The sequence below is a fragment of the Microbacterium sp. EB106-03-03-XG65 genome, from assembly GCF_058791955.1.
The window spans coordinates 804,535-818,264 of the sequence record NZ_JBYTEB010000001.1 but is presented as its reverse complement, the minus strand read 5'-3'; the positions used below and the strand labels follow the sequence as shown (position 1 = coordinate 818,264).

Annotated in this window: 13 protein-coding genes; 4 read left to right on the top strand and 9 right to left on the bottom strand. The window is 69.8% G+C overall.

Annotated features, from left to right (window positions below):
• Positions 1–36: 36 nt before the first annotated feature.
• From AC3WS6_RS03920 to AC3WS6_RS03900, 5 genes are all read right to left on the bottom strand, one after another.
• The gene (locus AC3WS6_RS03920) at positions 37–2,352 is read right to left on the bottom strand and encodes a helix-turn-helix transcriptional regulator (RefSeq protein WP_492499762.1); all 2,316 of its coding nucleotides are present in this window, start codon (positions 2,350–2,352) and stop codon (positions 37–39) included.
• An 81-nt stretch (positions 2,353–2,433) separates the two neighbouring features.
• On the bottom strand, positions 2,434–2,922 hold the full coding sequence (locus tag AC3WS6_RS03915; RefSeq protein WP_492499761.1) for an AAA family ATPase: 489 nt from the start codon (positions 2,920–2,922) through the stop codon (positions 2,434–2,436).
• Between the two features lie 68 nt (positions 2,923–2,990).
• Positions 2,991–3,242 carry a hypothetical protein gene (locus AC3WS6_RS03910; RefSeq protein WP_492499760.1) on the bottom strand — a complete coding sequence of 84 codons (252 nt, stop codon included), beginning with the start codon at positions 3,240–3,242 and terminating at the stop codon, positions 2,991–2,993.
• A 182-nt stretch (positions 3,243–3,424) separates the two neighbouring features.
• Positions 3,425–3,880 (bottom strand): SRPBCC family protein, encoded by a 456-nt coding sequence (locus AC3WS6_RS03905; RefSeq protein ID WP_492499759.1) that lies wholly within the window; start codon positions 3,878–3,880, stop codon positions 3,425–3,427.
• 112 nt (positions 3,881–3,992) lie between these two features.
• Positions 3,993–4,943, bottom strand: a complete 951-nt coding sequence (locus tag AC3WS6_RS03900; RefSeq protein WP_492499758.1) for a manganese catalase family protein — start codon at positions 4,941–4,943, stop codon at positions 3,993–3,995.
• A gap of 152 nt (positions 4,944–5,095) precedes the next feature.
• Here AC3WS6_RS03900 and AC3WS6_RS03895 point away from each other — a divergent pair, with 152 nt between their 5' ends.
• Positions 5,096–6,130 carry an FUSC family protein gene (locus AC3WS6_RS03895; protein ID WP_492499757.1) on the top strand — a complete coding sequence of 345 codons (1,035 nt, stop codon included), beginning with the start codon at positions 5,096–5,098 and terminating at the stop codon, positions 6,128–6,130.
• 13 nt (positions 6,131–6,143) lie between these two features.
• Here AC3WS6_RS03895 and AC3WS6_RS03890 read toward each other — a convergent pair whose 3' ends face one another.
• Positions 6,144–6,335: a hypothetical protein gene (locus AC3WS6_RS03890; RefSeq protein ID WP_492499756.1), complete on the bottom strand. Its 192-nt coding sequence runs from the start codon at positions 6,333–6,335 to the stop codon at positions 6,144–6,146.
• A gap of 99 nt (positions 6,336–6,434) precedes the next feature.
• Between AC3WS6_RS03890 and AC3WS6_RS03885 the strand changes: the two genes are divergently transcribed.
• The 3 genes from AC3WS6_RS03885 (at position 6,435) to AC3WS6_RS03875 (ending at position 10,484) form a co-directional block, all read left to right on the top strand.
• Positions 6,435–7,103, top strand: coding sequence for a DNA alkylation repair protein (locus tag AC3WS6_RS03885; RefSeq protein WP_492499755.1), 669 nt, complete (start codon positions 6,435–6,437; stop codon positions 7,101–7,103).
• 34 nt (positions 7,104–7,137) lie between these two features.
• Entirely contained in the window at positions 7,138–7,851 is a 714-nt protein-coding gene (gene deoD / locus AC3WS6_RS03880; RefSeq protein WP_492499754.1) for a purine-nucleoside phosphorylase, read from the top strand.
• A gap of 125 nt (positions 7,852–7,976) precedes the next feature.
• Positions 7,977–10,484 carry a DEAD/DEAH box helicase gene (locus AC3WS6_RS03875; protein ID WP_492499753.1) on the top strand — a complete coding sequence of 836 codons (2,508 nt, stop codon included), beginning with the start codon at positions 7,977–7,979 and terminating at the stop codon, positions 10,482–10,484.
• Here AC3WS6_RS03875 and AC3WS6_RS03870 read toward each other — a convergent pair.
• The 3 genes from AC3WS6_RS03870 to AC3WS6_RS03860 are packed head-to-tail and all read right to left on the bottom strand — an operon-like array spanning position 10,481 to position 13,697.
• Positions 10,481–11,803 carry a glycosyltransferase family 2 protein gene (locus AC3WS6_RS03870; protein ID WP_492499752.1) on the bottom strand — a complete coding sequence of 441 codons (1,323 nt, stop codon included), beginning with the start codon at positions 11,801–11,803 and terminating at the stop codon, positions 10,481–10,483. The genes AC3WS6_RS03875 and AC3WS6_RS03870 overlap by 4 nt on opposite strands.
• Positions 11,800–12,771: a hypothetical protein gene (locus AC3WS6_RS03865; protein ID WP_492499751.1), complete on the bottom strand. Its 972-nt coding sequence runs from the start codon at positions 12,769–12,771 to the stop codon at positions 11,800–11,802. Before AC3WS6_RS03865 ends, AC3WS6_RS03870 begins: the two co-directional genes overlap by 4 nt.
• Positions 12,768–13,697 carry a WcbI family polysaccharide biosynthesis putative acetyltransferase gene (locus tag AC3WS6_RS03860; protein WP_492499750.1) on the bottom strand — a complete coding sequence of 310 codons (930 nt, stop codon included), beginning with the start codon at positions 13,695–13,697 and terminating at the stop codon, positions 12,768–12,770. The genes AC3WS6_RS03865 and AC3WS6_RS03860 overlap by 4 nt, the downstream gene beginning before the upstream one ends.
• Positions 13,698–13,730: the final 33 nt, after the last annotated feature.

Below are 13,730 nucleotides of genomic sequence, written 5' to 3'. Positions count from 1 at the left end.
CCGCGCCGTGACGGAACGTCCGACATACGCGCCTGCTCAACGTACCACGGCATGCTGCGCATTGGTCAGGAACTTCGGATTCTTCTGCAGAACGGCCGCCTCGGTGCGGGTGCTGACCCCGAGTTTGCGCAGCACGGCCGACACGTGCACGCTCACGGTCTTGACGCTGATGAACAGCCGCTCCCCGATCTGGCGGTTGCTCAGCCCCTCGGCGATGAGCTCGAGCACCTGTCGCTCCCGGGCGGTGAGCGGGTCGGCGTCGCCTTCTGCGCCGGGGAGTCCGGATGCCGCGGCGAGCCCCGCCGCAGCACGGAACTCACCGATGATCTGCACCAAGGGCACGTGCCCCAGACGTTCGGCCTCTCGCATCGCGTGAGCGAGCACAGTGCCGGCCGCACCGCGATCGCCGGCGTCGACCAGCCTGCGGGCGAGGGCGAGCCGCGTGATCGCCGCGAATGTCACGGGCACGTCGGGATCGTCGGCGAGTTCGACCGCCTGCCGCAGCGCGGAGACGGACGGAGAGAGGAAAGCCTCGACGATCTGCTCCCACGTGTCGCCGCGCAGCTGCGGCGGCTGGGCGCACCATGCCTCGCGCACGTCGGTGACCGCCGCCTCGACCTCGACGCCGCTCGCCCGCAGCTCGGCGATGAACCATGCCGCCTCGAGAAGCAGTCGGCGCTGATGCAGGAACACCGGCCCCTCATCGGCGAGCATCGCTCTGACCTCGTCGAGCGCGCCGGCGAGGTCGCCTCGCCCCTCGGCGACGGCGACGCGCATCATGACCTCGTCGTACCAGATCTGGCGCTCCACCCGGCCTGTCTCGTCGAACGCGGGGTGCCACTCGCGCACGATCTCGGCGGCCTCCTCATGCCTGCCTCGCCACGAGAGCACCCGCACGCGCGTCATCGTCGAGTACATGTGCGAGATGCGCAGCGTCCGCTGAGCGAGTTCGCGCGTCAGCATCGCCTCGACCCGGTCGATCTCGCCCATCTCGAGCAGAGGCACGGCCATGTTCTGCGTCATCAGGGCACCCGTGGTGCGCTCGACACCGAAGGCGCGCGCAGGTGCGAGCCCCTCCTCGGCCACCCTGACGGCATCGCGATAGCGCCCGAGCAGGCCGAGCAGATCGGAGTAGTTGACCCGGTACCTCATCTCGGCGTTCGTGCCCGAGGCGAGCTGCAGCGCGAGCGCATACTCGCGATGCCCCTCGTCGAGTTCCCCGAGGTGCGCCAGGGCTCCGCCCCGCACGTTCGCCGCTATCGACGCCTCATCGTCGGACCCGGCGCGCGCGGCACGTTCTCCCGCCTCCTCCGCCATCGCGATCGCCTCCTCGAGGCGCCCGGAGATCATGAGTCGGCTGGCGAGCTGGTTCAGCACCGAGGCGCGCAGCCGGTCGTCGTCGACCCGCGCCTCGAGGATCTCGAGCGCCTGCTGCAGCAGCGGAATCGCCCCGGCTCGGCCGAGATTCATCATGTAGTACGCCTTGTCGCGCAGCAGCCGGGCGTGCATGCGCGGGTCGACCGTCGTCGGATCGACCTCGGCGAGCGCGAGTTCGACCACCGCGAGCGCCCTCTCGCCGTCGCCCGCGTTGCGCAGCACGGAGCCGAGCGTACGCAGCACCTCGAGGCGCGCCACACCCACGACGGCCTCGGCATCGGGCACCTGTATCCAGAGGTCGAGGGCCAGCTCGCCGAACCGCGCTGCGCTCGCGAACGCGAACCGCGACTTGGCGTCGGCCATCGCCGTGACGGCCGCGGCGAGCGCACGCCGGTCGTCTTGAGCGAGCTGCCAGTGATACGCGAGCGCCGCGGAGTCGGGGGTGTCGGTGTCTGAGCCGACGTCTTCGAGCGCCTCGGCATACGCCCGGTGCAGTCGCGCTCTCTCGCCGGGAAGCAGGTCGTCGTGCACGGCTTCGCGCAGCAGCGCATGGCGGAACCGGTAGTCGTCGTCGACCACGACGAGGATGCCGCTGAGCGTCGCCTCGCGGATCGCATCGTCGAGGCGCGCGTCGGGCAGACCGGCGAGACGGGTGACGAGCGGGTGCGCGAGCGGCCGCTCGGCTCCCGAGACGACCTGCACCACCCGCCTGGCATCGTCGCCGAGGCGGTCGAAGCGGGCGAGCAGAAGATCGCGCAGGCTGCCGGGCAGGGGCCCCGTCGAGCATCCGGCGAGCTCTTCGACGAAGAACGGCACGCCCTCGGCGCGATCATGGATGCGGTCGAGGGCTGCGTCGGTGACCGGCTGCCCGGTGAGGGATTCGACCAGCGCGCGCACAGCCGAGGTGTCGAGGCGATCGATCGCGACTCGCTCGAGCAGACGCGCGCGGGCCGACTCGCCGATGAAGCGGCTCACCGCGTCGCCGCGCCTCACGTCGTCGGAGCGGCAGGTCAGCAGCAGCAGGATGCGCCCGTGCGCGAGCGTGCGCAGGAGGTACTAGAGCAGCGCCAGGGTCGACTCGTCGGCCCAGTGCAGGTCTTCGACGACGAGCACCTGCGGCGCGTGTTCGGCTGCCGCCTCGATGAGAGCGGCGATCGCGTCGCGCAGGCGCTCGGGGCTGGTCTGCGACCGGTCGGTGGGGTTGAGCTCGGGCAGCAGCATGCCGAGCGCCTCGACGCCGACGCCGATCTCGGCGCGCACGCGATCGGCTCCCATGCTCGCCACGATCGAGCGCAGGATGCCGGCGAGCGGCCCGAAAGGGGTGCGAGAAGCCCCGAGATCGAGGCACCAGCCGACATGCACGTCGGCCCGGCTCGCCACCTCGGCGCTGAACTCGCGCAGCAGTCGCGACTTGCCGATGCCCGCCTCACCCTCGATGAGAGCGGCGACCGGCACCCCGTCGACCGCTCGCCCGAAGAGCTCGCGGATGATCGCGAGCTCGGACTCTCGGCCGACCATCGCGGCACTGGGGGCGGACGGGGGCATGGATTCATCGTGCCACTCCCCGCCGACATCCGGGGTCGTGCTGCCTGCGGCCGAGAACGGAGCGGCGATCACCGCGCGGGAGCCGGATCGCACGTGACGGATGCCCGGTGCGCGGCGTGCCGACCGGCGTCCGTTACCGCGCCGCGCGATGCGTCGTCCGCCCGCAGCAGGCGGCCGATCAGACGCCGGATGGGGCCGGACCGCCGTCCGACGATCTGGTCGGGGTGCTCCTCGATGACGCGACGGAGCTCGGCCGCGCGTGCGAGCTGCTCCTGGTCGAACGGGGTCGACCTGAAGGCGAGATACGGGTGCTCGAACATGACATCTCCTCGGTGTGCGATGTCTTCAGAATCCGCTCTGAGTCACCCTCACGACATCGGGAGGATGCCCTATCTTCGGGCTCGAGGAGTCCTTAGACCGCCGTGCATACCCACGCAGCGCAGAGAAAGAGGCCCGACCGGCGGAAGGGGCATCCGCCGTTCGGGCCTCGCGACGCGTGGCCTCAGGCCTCGACGTCACCGCGCCAGGCACCGGTCTCGGTGCCGCGCTTCTCCATGAACTCCTTGAAGTTCTGCAGATCCTTCTTCACCGCGTGCGATCCTGCGCCCAGCAGCGAGCCGACCTTCTCGAGCAGCCCTTCGGGCTCCCAGTCGATCTGCACCGTGACGCGGGTCGTGAGGTCTTCGATCTTGTGGAACGTCACGACGCCCGCATGCTCGGTCTCGCCACCGATGCTGTTCCAGGCGACACGCTCGTCGGGGTGCTGCTCGGTGATCTCGGCGTCGAACTCGCGGGTCGCCCCGCCGACGTTCACCTTCCAGCGGGTGTGCGTGTCGTCGATCTGGACGATCGACTCCACCTCGTCGAGGAACTGGGGGAAGCTCTCGAACTGCGTCCACTGGTTGTAGGCCACGTCGATGGGAACGTGGACGTCGATGGTCTCGATGATCTGCACCATGTGATGCTCCTCACTGTTCGTCGGTCGTGTTCGTCTGGTTCGATTCAGCCTCGTCCGCGCGGAATCGGCCACGGGGTTGACACGGGCGGCTCGGCGGACCACCCTGCACGGGTCAGGACATACGGCCGAACGTGGCGTCGATGTCGGCCATCTCCATCGCCGCTGTGGCCTCGATGAGTGCGCGCAGGTCGTCATCCGCCCCCGGTGCGAACTCCTCAGGACGCTCGGGCGAGATCACCAGGGGGACGCCCTCCGGCGCCTGCTCGCTCGCGTCGAGGGTCGTGCCGTCGCCGGAGGGCGACATGCCCTGGAAGATCTTCCCCGCCTCGGAGAGATCGTCGAGGTCGAACGAGTACTGCTTGCTCTGCAGCCCCAGGTCCAGCAGCCGCTTGACCTCGGGGAAGCTCTCGGCGTTGGTCTTAGGGATGGGGAGGGCCGTCCGCCAGTTCACGCCCAGAGTCTCGAGGGCCCTGGCGTATGCGTTCTCGTGGGCCTGATCGCGCACGATCAGGTACGAGATCGTCGACCGCGCGGTCTTGTTCGCCGTCATCTCGTAGAGGCGGCACTTCTGCAGGCGGCCCGTCGACTCCAGCATCAGGTTGTAGAGCAGATCGAGCACGAGGTTGCCCGAGTTGTACACGTAGCTGCCCAGCCACGGGTTGCCCGCAGCATCCACCGGCATCGCTCCCTGTGCGCCGACCAGGTAGTGGTGGATGTTGCTGTGGTCCAGGGCGATGTTCAGCGGCACCGCACCGCCGGCGCCCGGAGCGTCGACGGGAGCATCCTTCTTGCCGTGGTACTCGGGCGAGCCGTCGAGCAGACGCGAGATCGTGGTGCCGATGAGCTCGACGTGGCTGATCTCCTCGGTGCCGATGCCCTGGATGAGGTCGCGGTACGGCTTGGCCGAAGGCCCGCGGAAGTTGATGCTCTGGAACAGGTACTGCATCATCGTGCGCATCTCGCCGAACTGGCCGCCGAGGCCCTCCTGCAGCGCGTTCGCCGCTGCGGGATCGGGCTCGTCGACCTCGATGTCGTTGATGAGCTGCTGGAGGTGGAAGTACATGGTGTCTCCTCGTGATCTGGGGGTGGGCGGCTCACTCTGCGCCCGATCGACCGCGGGACTGCCCCCGTGGACGAACCCGGTCAGCGCGTCTATCATGCGGCGGGCACTCGTCGGATGCCGGACCGGGTGCCGGCGCGAGTAGCGTTGACCGCATGCGCATCCATGCCGCGATCCGCGCCTCGAAGCGCTCGCCCCTGCTGCAGGTGGTGAAGTCCGCCGCGGCCACGATCGCCGCGTGGCTGCTCGCGGGCTGGGTCGTGCCGGGTCAACTGCCCGTGTTCGCCGCGATCGCGGCGCTGCTGGTCGTGCAGCCGAGCGTCAATCAGTCGCTGTCGAAGGCCCTCGAGCGCAGCATCGGCGTGATCGTCGGCGTGGTGATCGCCGTGGCGCTGGGCCTGCTCCTCGGGTCACCGAGCTGGATCGTGCTGCTCGCGATCGTCGTGGCCATGCTCGTGGCGTGGGCGTTCAGGGCGACGCCCGGCACAGGCAACCAGGTCGCGATCTCGGCGATGCTGGTGCTGGCCCTCGGGTCGACCCCCGACTATGCGATCGCGCGCATCTTGGAGACCCTGATCGGCGTGGTCATCGGCATCGTCGTGAACGCGCTCATCGTGCCTCCGGTGCTGGTCGCTCCCGCCCGCCGCGATCTCGGACTGCTCGGCAGAGAGCTCGCCGCGAGTCTCGACCGGCTCGCCGATGCGCTGCCCGAGCCGCAGACGCCCGCCAGGCTGCAGGAGCTTCTGCTCGAAGCGCGACTGCTGCGCCCGATGAAGGATGCCGCCGAGGCGTCGATCGCCGCGGGCGAGGAGTCGCTGACTCTCAACCCGCGCCGTTCGACGCACCGTGAGGAGCTCGTCGAGATGCGCGCCCTGCTCGAGCGCCTGTCGCCCATCGTGACGCAGACCATCGGCATGACGCGCGCGTACTTCGACCACTACGACGACTCGATCGGCCAGGAGCCGGCGGCCACCGCGATCGCCGAGCAGCTGCGCCGAGCAGGGCACGACGTGCGCCTGGCGGTGCAGATCGCCGACGTGTCACCCGAGCCCGAGGCTCTGACGTCGGCCATCCCCGCCCTGACGGCGCCGCTCGTGATCCGCCCTCCGTCGTCGAGCCACTGGATCCTGATCGGATCGCTGATGGAAGACCTCCGCCGCATCCGCGGAGAGCTCGTCGACGAGGAGTGAGTGCGCTCCGGCGTCAGTCCTGTTCGGGGTCGTCGGCGAGCACCTCGTCATCGTCGGTCTCGTCGCCCGTGCCGGACGGCACGACCGTCGGCGGCTCGCCCTTGTTGTCCTCGGCGCCGAGGTTGTCGTTCTCCTCGGGGCCGGGCGACGGCTCCGAGCTGATGTCGGTGCGGTCGGTGCTGATGTCGTCGCTGTCGCGGCTCATGGCATTTCCCTTCGTCGGAGTTCGATCTCCCGTGAGAGTAGAGCCGGATGCACGCCGAGGCCCGGGCCTTGACAAGCGCTCCGGGCCTACTCTGATGACATGTCAGACATGACCGCTCCCGAGGCGCTCACGGAACTCGCCGCCCTCGAGGACCCGAAGATGCGCGCCGCGAACGAGAAGCGCGGTGACGATCACGGCATCAACCTCAGCCGCCTGCGGACGCTGGCGAAGCGGATCAAGACCGATCAGCCGCTGGCGAAGGAGCTCTGGGAGACGGGTGACACCGCCGCCCGCCTGCTGGCGCTGCTGATCTGCACCCCGAAGCAGTTCACCGCCGATGAGCTCGACGCGATGCTGCGTCAGACGCAGGCCCCCAAGGTCAACGACTGGTTCGTGAACTACGTCGCGAAGAAGACCCCTCTGGCCGAGGAGCTTCGGCTGCGCTGGTTCGACGACGCCGACCCGACGGTCGCCGCGGCCGCGTGGTCGCTCACGACGGTCCGCGTCTCGAAGGATGCCGAAGGCCTCGACCTCGATCACCTGCTCGACCTGATCGAGCGCGATCTCAAGGATGCCCCGAAACGCCTGCAGTGGGCGATGAACGAGACGCTCGCGAACATCGGCATCTTCCACCCCGAGCTGCGGCCGCGGGCGCTCGAGATCGGTGAGCGCCTGCAGGTGCTCGCCGACTACCCCACCGCTCCCGGCTGCACCTCGCCGTTCGCTCCGGCGTGGATCGGCGAGATCGTGCGGCGGCGCGAGGGCTGAGCATCCTCATCGGAACGCCTCGTACGCTGAAGCCATGAGCACGCACATCGCCGCACAGCCCGGTCAGATCGCCCCCGTCGTCCTGTTCCCCGGCGACCCGCTGCGGGCGAAGTGGATCGCCGAGAACTTCCTCGACGACGCCGAGCTGTACTCCGAGACCCGCGGGATGCTGGGCTACACCGGCACGTGGAACGGTCACCGCGTCTCGGTGCAGGGCTCGGGCATGGGCCAGCCGTCGATGGCCATCTATGCGAGTGAGCTGTTCGAGGAGTACGACGTGCAGACGATCGTGCGCGTCGGGTCGTGCGGGGCCCTGACCGAGAAGCTCGCGGTGCGCGACATCATCATCGCGAACGGCGCGTGCACCGACTCTGGCATCAACCGCGTGCGCTTCCACGGACTCGACTACGCCCCCGTCGCCGACTTCGGACTGCTGCGCGCGGCGGTCGAGGCGAGCGAGGCCGAGCCCCTCGACGTCGGCGTGCACGTGGGCCTGCTGTTCTCGAGCGACCAGTTCTACAGCACCCGCCCCGAGCTGACCGAGCCGTTCGTGCAGCACGGGGCCCTCGGCGTCGAGATGGAGGCAGCGGGGCTCTACACCCTCGCCGCGTATCACGGGCGTCGGGCGCTGGCCATCTGCACGGTGTCGGATCACATCGTCACGGGCGAGGAGACCACGGCACAGGAGCGCGAGCAGACGTTCGGCGACATGATCCGCATCGCGCTGCGCGCCGCGACATCGGTCTGAGGCGTCGCCGGGGGCGCTCGGCACCCACCCCGTCGGGCGGAGATCTCGCCGTCGGGCGGATGATCCGGCTGCTGTTCACCGCCCCACACAGAGTTGTCCGCCCGTCGGGATGAAAGGATCGAGACATGACGCTCGACCCGACCACGCTGACCGACGGATCCGATGCGGATGCCGTCTACACGGCGTTCGTCGAATGGGCCGAGTCGACCGGCATCAGCCTCTACCCCGCGCAGGATGAGGCGGTCATCGAGATCGTCTCGGGCAACAACCTGATCCTCTCGACGCCCACCGGCACCGGAAAGTCGCTCGTGGCGGTCGGCGCGCACTTCGCCGCACTCGTCGAGGGACGCCGCTCGTTCTACACGGCCCCCATCAAGGCGCTGGTGAGCGAGAAGTTCTTCTCCCTCGTCGACGTGTTCGGCGCCTCGAACGTCGGCATGATCACGGGCGACTCCTCGGTGAACCCGGATGCGCCGATCATCTGCTGCACCGCCGAGATCCTCGCGAACCTCGCTCTGCGCCAGGGCACGGGTGCCGCGGTGCGCCAGGTCGTGATGGACGAGTTCCACTTCTACGCCGACCCCGACCGCGGATGGGCATGGCAGGTGCCGCTGCTCGAACTGCCGCAGGCGCAGTTCATCCTCATGTCGGCGACCCTCGGCGATGTGTCGCAGCTGTCGAGCGACCTCACCCGCAGGACCGGCCGCGACACCGCATCCGTCACGGGCGTCGAGCGGCCCGTGCCGCTGCACTACTTCTACGAGACGACGCCGATCCACGAGACGATCGAAGACCTGCTCGGTACCGGCCAGGCTCCGATCTACGTCGTGCACTTCTCGCAGGCCGCTGCGATGGAGCGGGCGCAGGCGCTGTCGAGCACGAAGGTCGCGACCCGTGAGCAGCGCGACGAGATCGCAGCGCTGATCGGCGGTTTCCGTTTCACCACCGCGTTCGGCAAGACGCTGTCGCGCTTCCTGCGTGCCGGCATCGGCGTGCACCATGCCGGGATGCTGCCGAAGTACCGGCGCCTGGTCGAGCAGCTCGCTCAGCGCGGACTGCTGCGCGTGATCTGCGGCACCGACACGCTCGGCGTCGGCATCAACGTGCCCATCCGCACGGTGCTGCTCACGGCTCTGACCAAGTTCGACGGCACCAGGATGCGGCAGCTCAGCGCCCGCGAGTTCCACCAGATCGCCGGGCGCGCGGGCCGAGCCGGCTTCGACACCGCCGGCACCGTGGTCGCCCAGGCACCCGAGCACGAGAGTGAGAACGTCGCCGCGATCAAGAAGGCCGGCGACGACCCGAAGAAGAAGCGCAAGATCGTGCGCAAGAAGGCGCCCGACGGCTTCGTCTCGTGGGGAGAGCCGTCGTTCCGCAAGCTGATCGACGCCGAGCCCGAGACACTCACCTCGCACATGCAGATCACGAGCGCCATGATGCTCAACGTGATCGGCCGCGGCGGCGACGTCCTCGGCAATATGCGCGCCCTGGTATATGACAACCACGAGCCGAGGAAGCGGCAGCGCGAGCTCGCCCTGCGCGCCATCGGCATCTACCGCACGCTGCTCGAATCGGGTGTCGTGGAGCAGACTCCGGACGGCGAGATCCGCCTGACGGTCGACCTGCAGCCGAACTTCGCCCTGAACCAGCCGCTGTCTCCATTCGCCCTCGCTGCGTTCGAGCTGCTCGACCGCGATCCGGCGGCTGGCACGGGCACCGGATCGTATGCCCTCGACATGATCTCGATCGTCGAGTCGACGCTCGACGACCCCCGGGCGATCCTCGGGCAGCAGGAGTTCCTGGCGCGCGGCGAGGCGGTCGCGGCGATGAAGCGCGAGGGCATCGAGTACGACGAGCGCATGGAGCTGCTCGAGGAGATCACCTACCCGAAACCCCTCGACGAGCTGCTGACGGCCGCGTTCGAGACGTTCAGCGCGGCGCAGCCGTGGATCCGCGACTTCGAACTGCATCCGAAGTCCGTCGTGCGCGACATGTATGAGCGAGCCGTGTCGTTCGGGGAATACGTCGCGTACTACAAGATCGCGCGCTCGGAAGGCGTCGTGCTGCGCTACCTCTCCGACGCGTATCGCGCGGCCTCGCAGACGATTCCCGAAGAGGCCAAGGACGAAGACCTGCGCGACCTCATCGAGTGGCTCGGAGAACTCGTGCGCCAGGTCGACTCGAGCCTGCTCGACGAGTGGGAGGAGCTCGTCAACGGCGTCCTGCACGGACCGGACGACGAGCCGATCGTGCCGCCGGCACCGAAGCGACTGACCTCGAACGTCCGCGCCTTCCGCACCCTCGTGCGCAACGAGCTCTTCCGTCGCGTGCAGCTGGCGGCGCGAGAAGACGTCGCGACGCTCGAAGAACTCGACCCCGCATTCGGGGCGGATGCCTGGTCTGATGCGCTCGACGGCTACTTCGCCGACCACGACGAGATCCTCACCGGCGCGAATGCCCGCAGCTCGCAGCTGCTGCTCCTGACGGAGGGGGCGACCGAATGGACCGTGCGTCAGATCCTCGACGACCCGGCCGGCGACCACGACTGGGGCATCTCGGCCACGGTCGACCTCGCGGCCTCTGACGACGAGGGCGCCGCGGTCGTCACCGTGACGGGCGTCGACCGGCTCTAGAACGCTCCGGCGTCGGCGATCGCGCAGAACGACTCGACGCCGCCCCACCCGCCGACCCATGCCTCGACGCGCGGATCGGCTCGCAGAGCGTGGATGCCGTCGGCCGGCATCCGTGCGGTCTCGAACCCGCTCTCCGTTCCCCAGCGCGCCGCGCGACGCCTCGCCCTGCGCGAGCGAAGGACGCCGAGCGACGAGCCGTCGGCGTCGATCAGCTCGACCGAACCCACGCTCCCCGCACCGAGGTGCCGGACGGCCTCGACGATCCATGTCTTGTCGAGCACCACGACCGGACGCGGCGTCTCCCAGACGACCCGGGCGTCGATGTCGTCCGCCTCGACCGACACCCGTGGGTCATCGTCGAGCACGTCCGGCACCTGATCCACGAGCAGTCGCGCGCGCGGGAAGGCCTCGAACAGCGAATCCGCGGCGATGAACAGCGCCGCCGCCGAATGCTCACCGCGCACGCGCACGACGAGGTCCGCCGCCCCCGGCCACAGCGCGCGCGGCGACGACCCCGGCACCGGGATCGACGCCTGGAGCCGCAGCGTCTGGGCGTTGGCGCGATCCATGCTCGCGCCGTCACGGCCGGCCCACTCCGGGCCGTCGTGCCAGGCGACGGCATCCGGCACATGCGAGAACACCGCGCCCGCCTGCCACATGCGGTGCGCCCACTCCCAGTCCTCGCCGCCATACGTTGTGAACGTCTCGTCGAAACCGCCGACCTCGTCGAACAGCCGTCGTGAGCACGCCATGACCGCGCCGATCACGAAGCGGTAGGAGCGGTCATCGGCGTCGAGCAGGTTGCGGCTCCGTTCGTACTCCTCCGCCAGCCAGGCGGGTTCCGGCAGCTCACGGCCGGCCGCCGCCTCGACGACCGGCTCCCCCACCTCGACACCCGAGAAGTCGGCATGGCGGCGCCGCCCGACGACGACCGCCTCGGGCAGCAGAGCGGGCAGCCGGGTGAGTGCGCGCACGTACCCGGGCTCGGGCGACGTGTCGGCGTCGAGGAAGCACAGCACTTCTCCGCTGCTCGCACGCACGCCGAGATTGCGCGCGGCGGCGAGCCGGAATCCGCGGTCCTCCTGCCGCACGAGGATCACGCCGTTCGGCACGTCCACGTCACCGGGCGAGCCGTCGTCCGCGACCACGATCTCGAGCAGCTCGGGCGGATAGTCCTGCGCGGTCAACGCGTGCAGCGTACGGGCGAGCTCCCCCGGTTGGTCGTAGTGCGCGACGATCACCGAGACGTGTGGCAGCGCCGCGGGGACGACCCCGTCCCGCGCGTCCCACCCGTTGCCGACCACCCACGGCGTCGTCATGAACCCAGCTCGTCCCACAGTCGCAGGTAGGCATCCGCCGCATCCGCCCGCGAGTGGGGCAGCCGCGCGATACCGTGCCAGGTGGTCTCGGGGTCGGCGACCGCGTCGCTCAGAGCGTCTGCGAGGTCCGTCTCCTCGACCGTCGTCAGTGTTCCCGGACGCAGCGCCGCCATCTCGTCGATGTACCGGTTGCGCACGGCCACGGGGCGCCGGCCCCAGCCGATCCATGACGCCAGAGAGCCGGATGCCGAGATATGCCGATGAGCGATCACCGGCACCGTCACCGCGCGTCCGCGCCGGGCGATCTCGTCGTCGTCCAGCCATCCTGTGACGTCGACCTCGACCCCGAGGCTCGCCGCTCGGCGCACGAAGGTCTCGAGCTCAGCGGCGTGGCCGTCGGAGGCGCGCCCGAGCACGGTGAGCCTGCGGATCCCGGCCGCCGCCGCCGCATCCGCCGCCTCGTCATGCCCCTTGCCGGGGTAGAAGTAGCCGAGCACCCCGACGGATCCGTCCGCGCGACCCCGCTCGGATTCCGTCCCGAGTTCCACGGGCAGCGGGATGGCCGCAGCCGGCCCCGCCCACACGTCTTCCTCGCGGAGAAGCGCCTGCTCGTGCTCGCTGTTCACGACCACGCCGTGGGAGGCGGCCGCGACCAGCGCGTAGGCGGCACGACGGCGGGGACGGTTCTGTGCGCCGTCGGACTCCTGCGGCACGTCGTGCAGAGTCACACTCACGCGCAGGCGGGTCGCGAGGGCCACGAACGCCCGCGCCGCCTCCTCCGGCGATGTCCCCCAGAGGCGATCCGTGAAGTGCGCGTGCACGGCGGTGCCGTCGGGCACCCGGGCGAGTGCGTCGGGATCGACCGCGCGCACGTCGGCCAGACCTCCGACCGCACGCGCCATGTCGCGGGCGTACACGGCGACCCCGTGATCACCGGGGTGCACGAGCAGCAGCGGCGCGCGGCTCACGCGGCACGCCAGACCGCGAGCAGCGGCGCGAGACGCTCGATCGCCGCCGCGACGAACGCGGGGTGCGCGGCATACCAGGCCGCATGCGCGGCCCGGACCTCGGCATCGTCGACGGTCTCTCCCTCGACGATCCACTCCGCCCGCGGCGCATCCGGCAGATCCCACGCCTCGACGACCTCGGGGGCGAGCGGCGCCCGCACGGCGTCGAGCAGCGGACGCCCCGGGTCGACCGGTCCGTGCGCGACGCCCAGTGCGTCGAGCACACGCGCGCCGAGCGGGATCCAGACCGCGTTTCCCGGGTGATTGACGGTGCGCGCATGGTCGACGGTGACCGTGTCGAAGAGGTCGGCGACCTGCACGTCGGCCATGGCCTCGCGCGTGCGGAGCACCTCGACCGAGGAGTGTCCGATCGCTCGCACGGCATCGGGGGCGATCGACGGCGACACCGCGATGCCGGCCGCCGCTGCGAGCGTGCGGACGTCGTGGTACGCCACGACGGGCGGATCCTCGTCGATGCCTGGAACGCGGATCGCCGCCTGGAAGGGGTGCAGCCCGGCGAACCTCACAGGCGGGACCGTGAGCACCCGAGCCGAGGTCGAGGCCGCCACCTGCCGCGTGCCGAGCGGAAGATCGTGGTAGTCGTCGCGCACCGGCTGCGTGATCACGGTGTGCGCGACGGGGACGAGATCGTGCAGACGCCGCGCATCCTCCGCGGTCATCTCGTGCACGGGAGGAACGCGGATGAACCGTCGATCCGGGGCGTCGATGACGAGTCGCAGCGACTCGGCCTGGCAGTTGCCGAGCACGACCCCGAAGCTCTCGGGAAGAGGGGCGAGACCGTAGAACTCCCCGTAGTGCAGACGGCGCCCTAGCACCGCCGACCCGGCGGGCGCAATGGTCGTGACGTCGGGGGGAGCGGAGTTCATGATTCGAACGTATACCTCCCTCTTTTTTCCCTT

What these genes read in the sequence shown, in the direction of transcription:
- AC3WS6_RS03900 (WP_492499758.1), bottom strand. Translation starts at nt 4,943, where the DNA reads ATGTACTTCCACCTCCAGCAGCTCATCAACGACATCGAGGTCGACGAG.
- AC3WS6_RS03860 (WP_492499750.1), bottom strand. Translation starts at nt 13,697, where the DNA reads ATGAACTCCGCTCCCCCCGACGTCACGACCATTGCGCCCGCCGGGTCG.
- AC3WS6_RS03915 (WP_492499761.1), bottom strand. Translation starts at nt 2,922, where the DNA reads ATGCCCCCGTCCGCCCCCAGTGCCGCGATGGTCGGCCGAGAGTCCGAG.
- AC3WS6_RS03885 (WP_492499755.1), top strand. Translation starts at nt 6,435, where the DNA reads ATGTCAGACATGACCGCTCCCGAGGCGCTCACGGAACTCGCCGCCCTC.
- AC3WS6_RS03895 (WP_492499757.1), top strand. Translation starts at nt 5,096, where the DNA reads ATGCGCATCCATGCCGCGATCCGCGCCTCGAAGCGCTCGCCCCTGCTG.
- AC3WS6_RS03875 (WP_492499753.1), top strand. Translation starts at nt 7,977, where the DNA reads ATGACGCTCGACCCGACCACGCTGACCGACGGATCCGATGCGGATGCC.
- AC3WS6_RS03910 (WP_492499760.1), bottom strand. Translation starts at nt 3,242, where the DNA reads ATGTTCGAGCACCCGTATCTCGCCTTCAGGTCGACCCCGTTCGACCAG.
- AC3WS6_RS03905 (WP_492499759.1), bottom strand. Translation starts at nt 3,880, where the DNA reads ATGGTGCAGATCATCGAGACCATCGACGTCCACGTTCCCATCGACGTG.
- AC3WS6_RS03870 (WP_492499752.1), bottom strand. Translation starts at nt 11,803, where the DNA reads ATGACGACGCCGTGGGTGGTCGGCAACGGGTGGGACGCGCGGGACGGG.
- AC3WS6_RS03890 (WP_492499756.1), bottom strand. Translation starts at nt 6,335, where the DNA reads ATGAGCCGCGACAGCGACGACATCAGCACCGACCGCACCGACATCAGC.
- deoD (WP_492499754.1), top strand. Translation starts at nt 7,138, where the DNA reads ATGAGCACGCACATCGCCGCACAGCCCGGTCAGATCGCCCCCGTCGTC.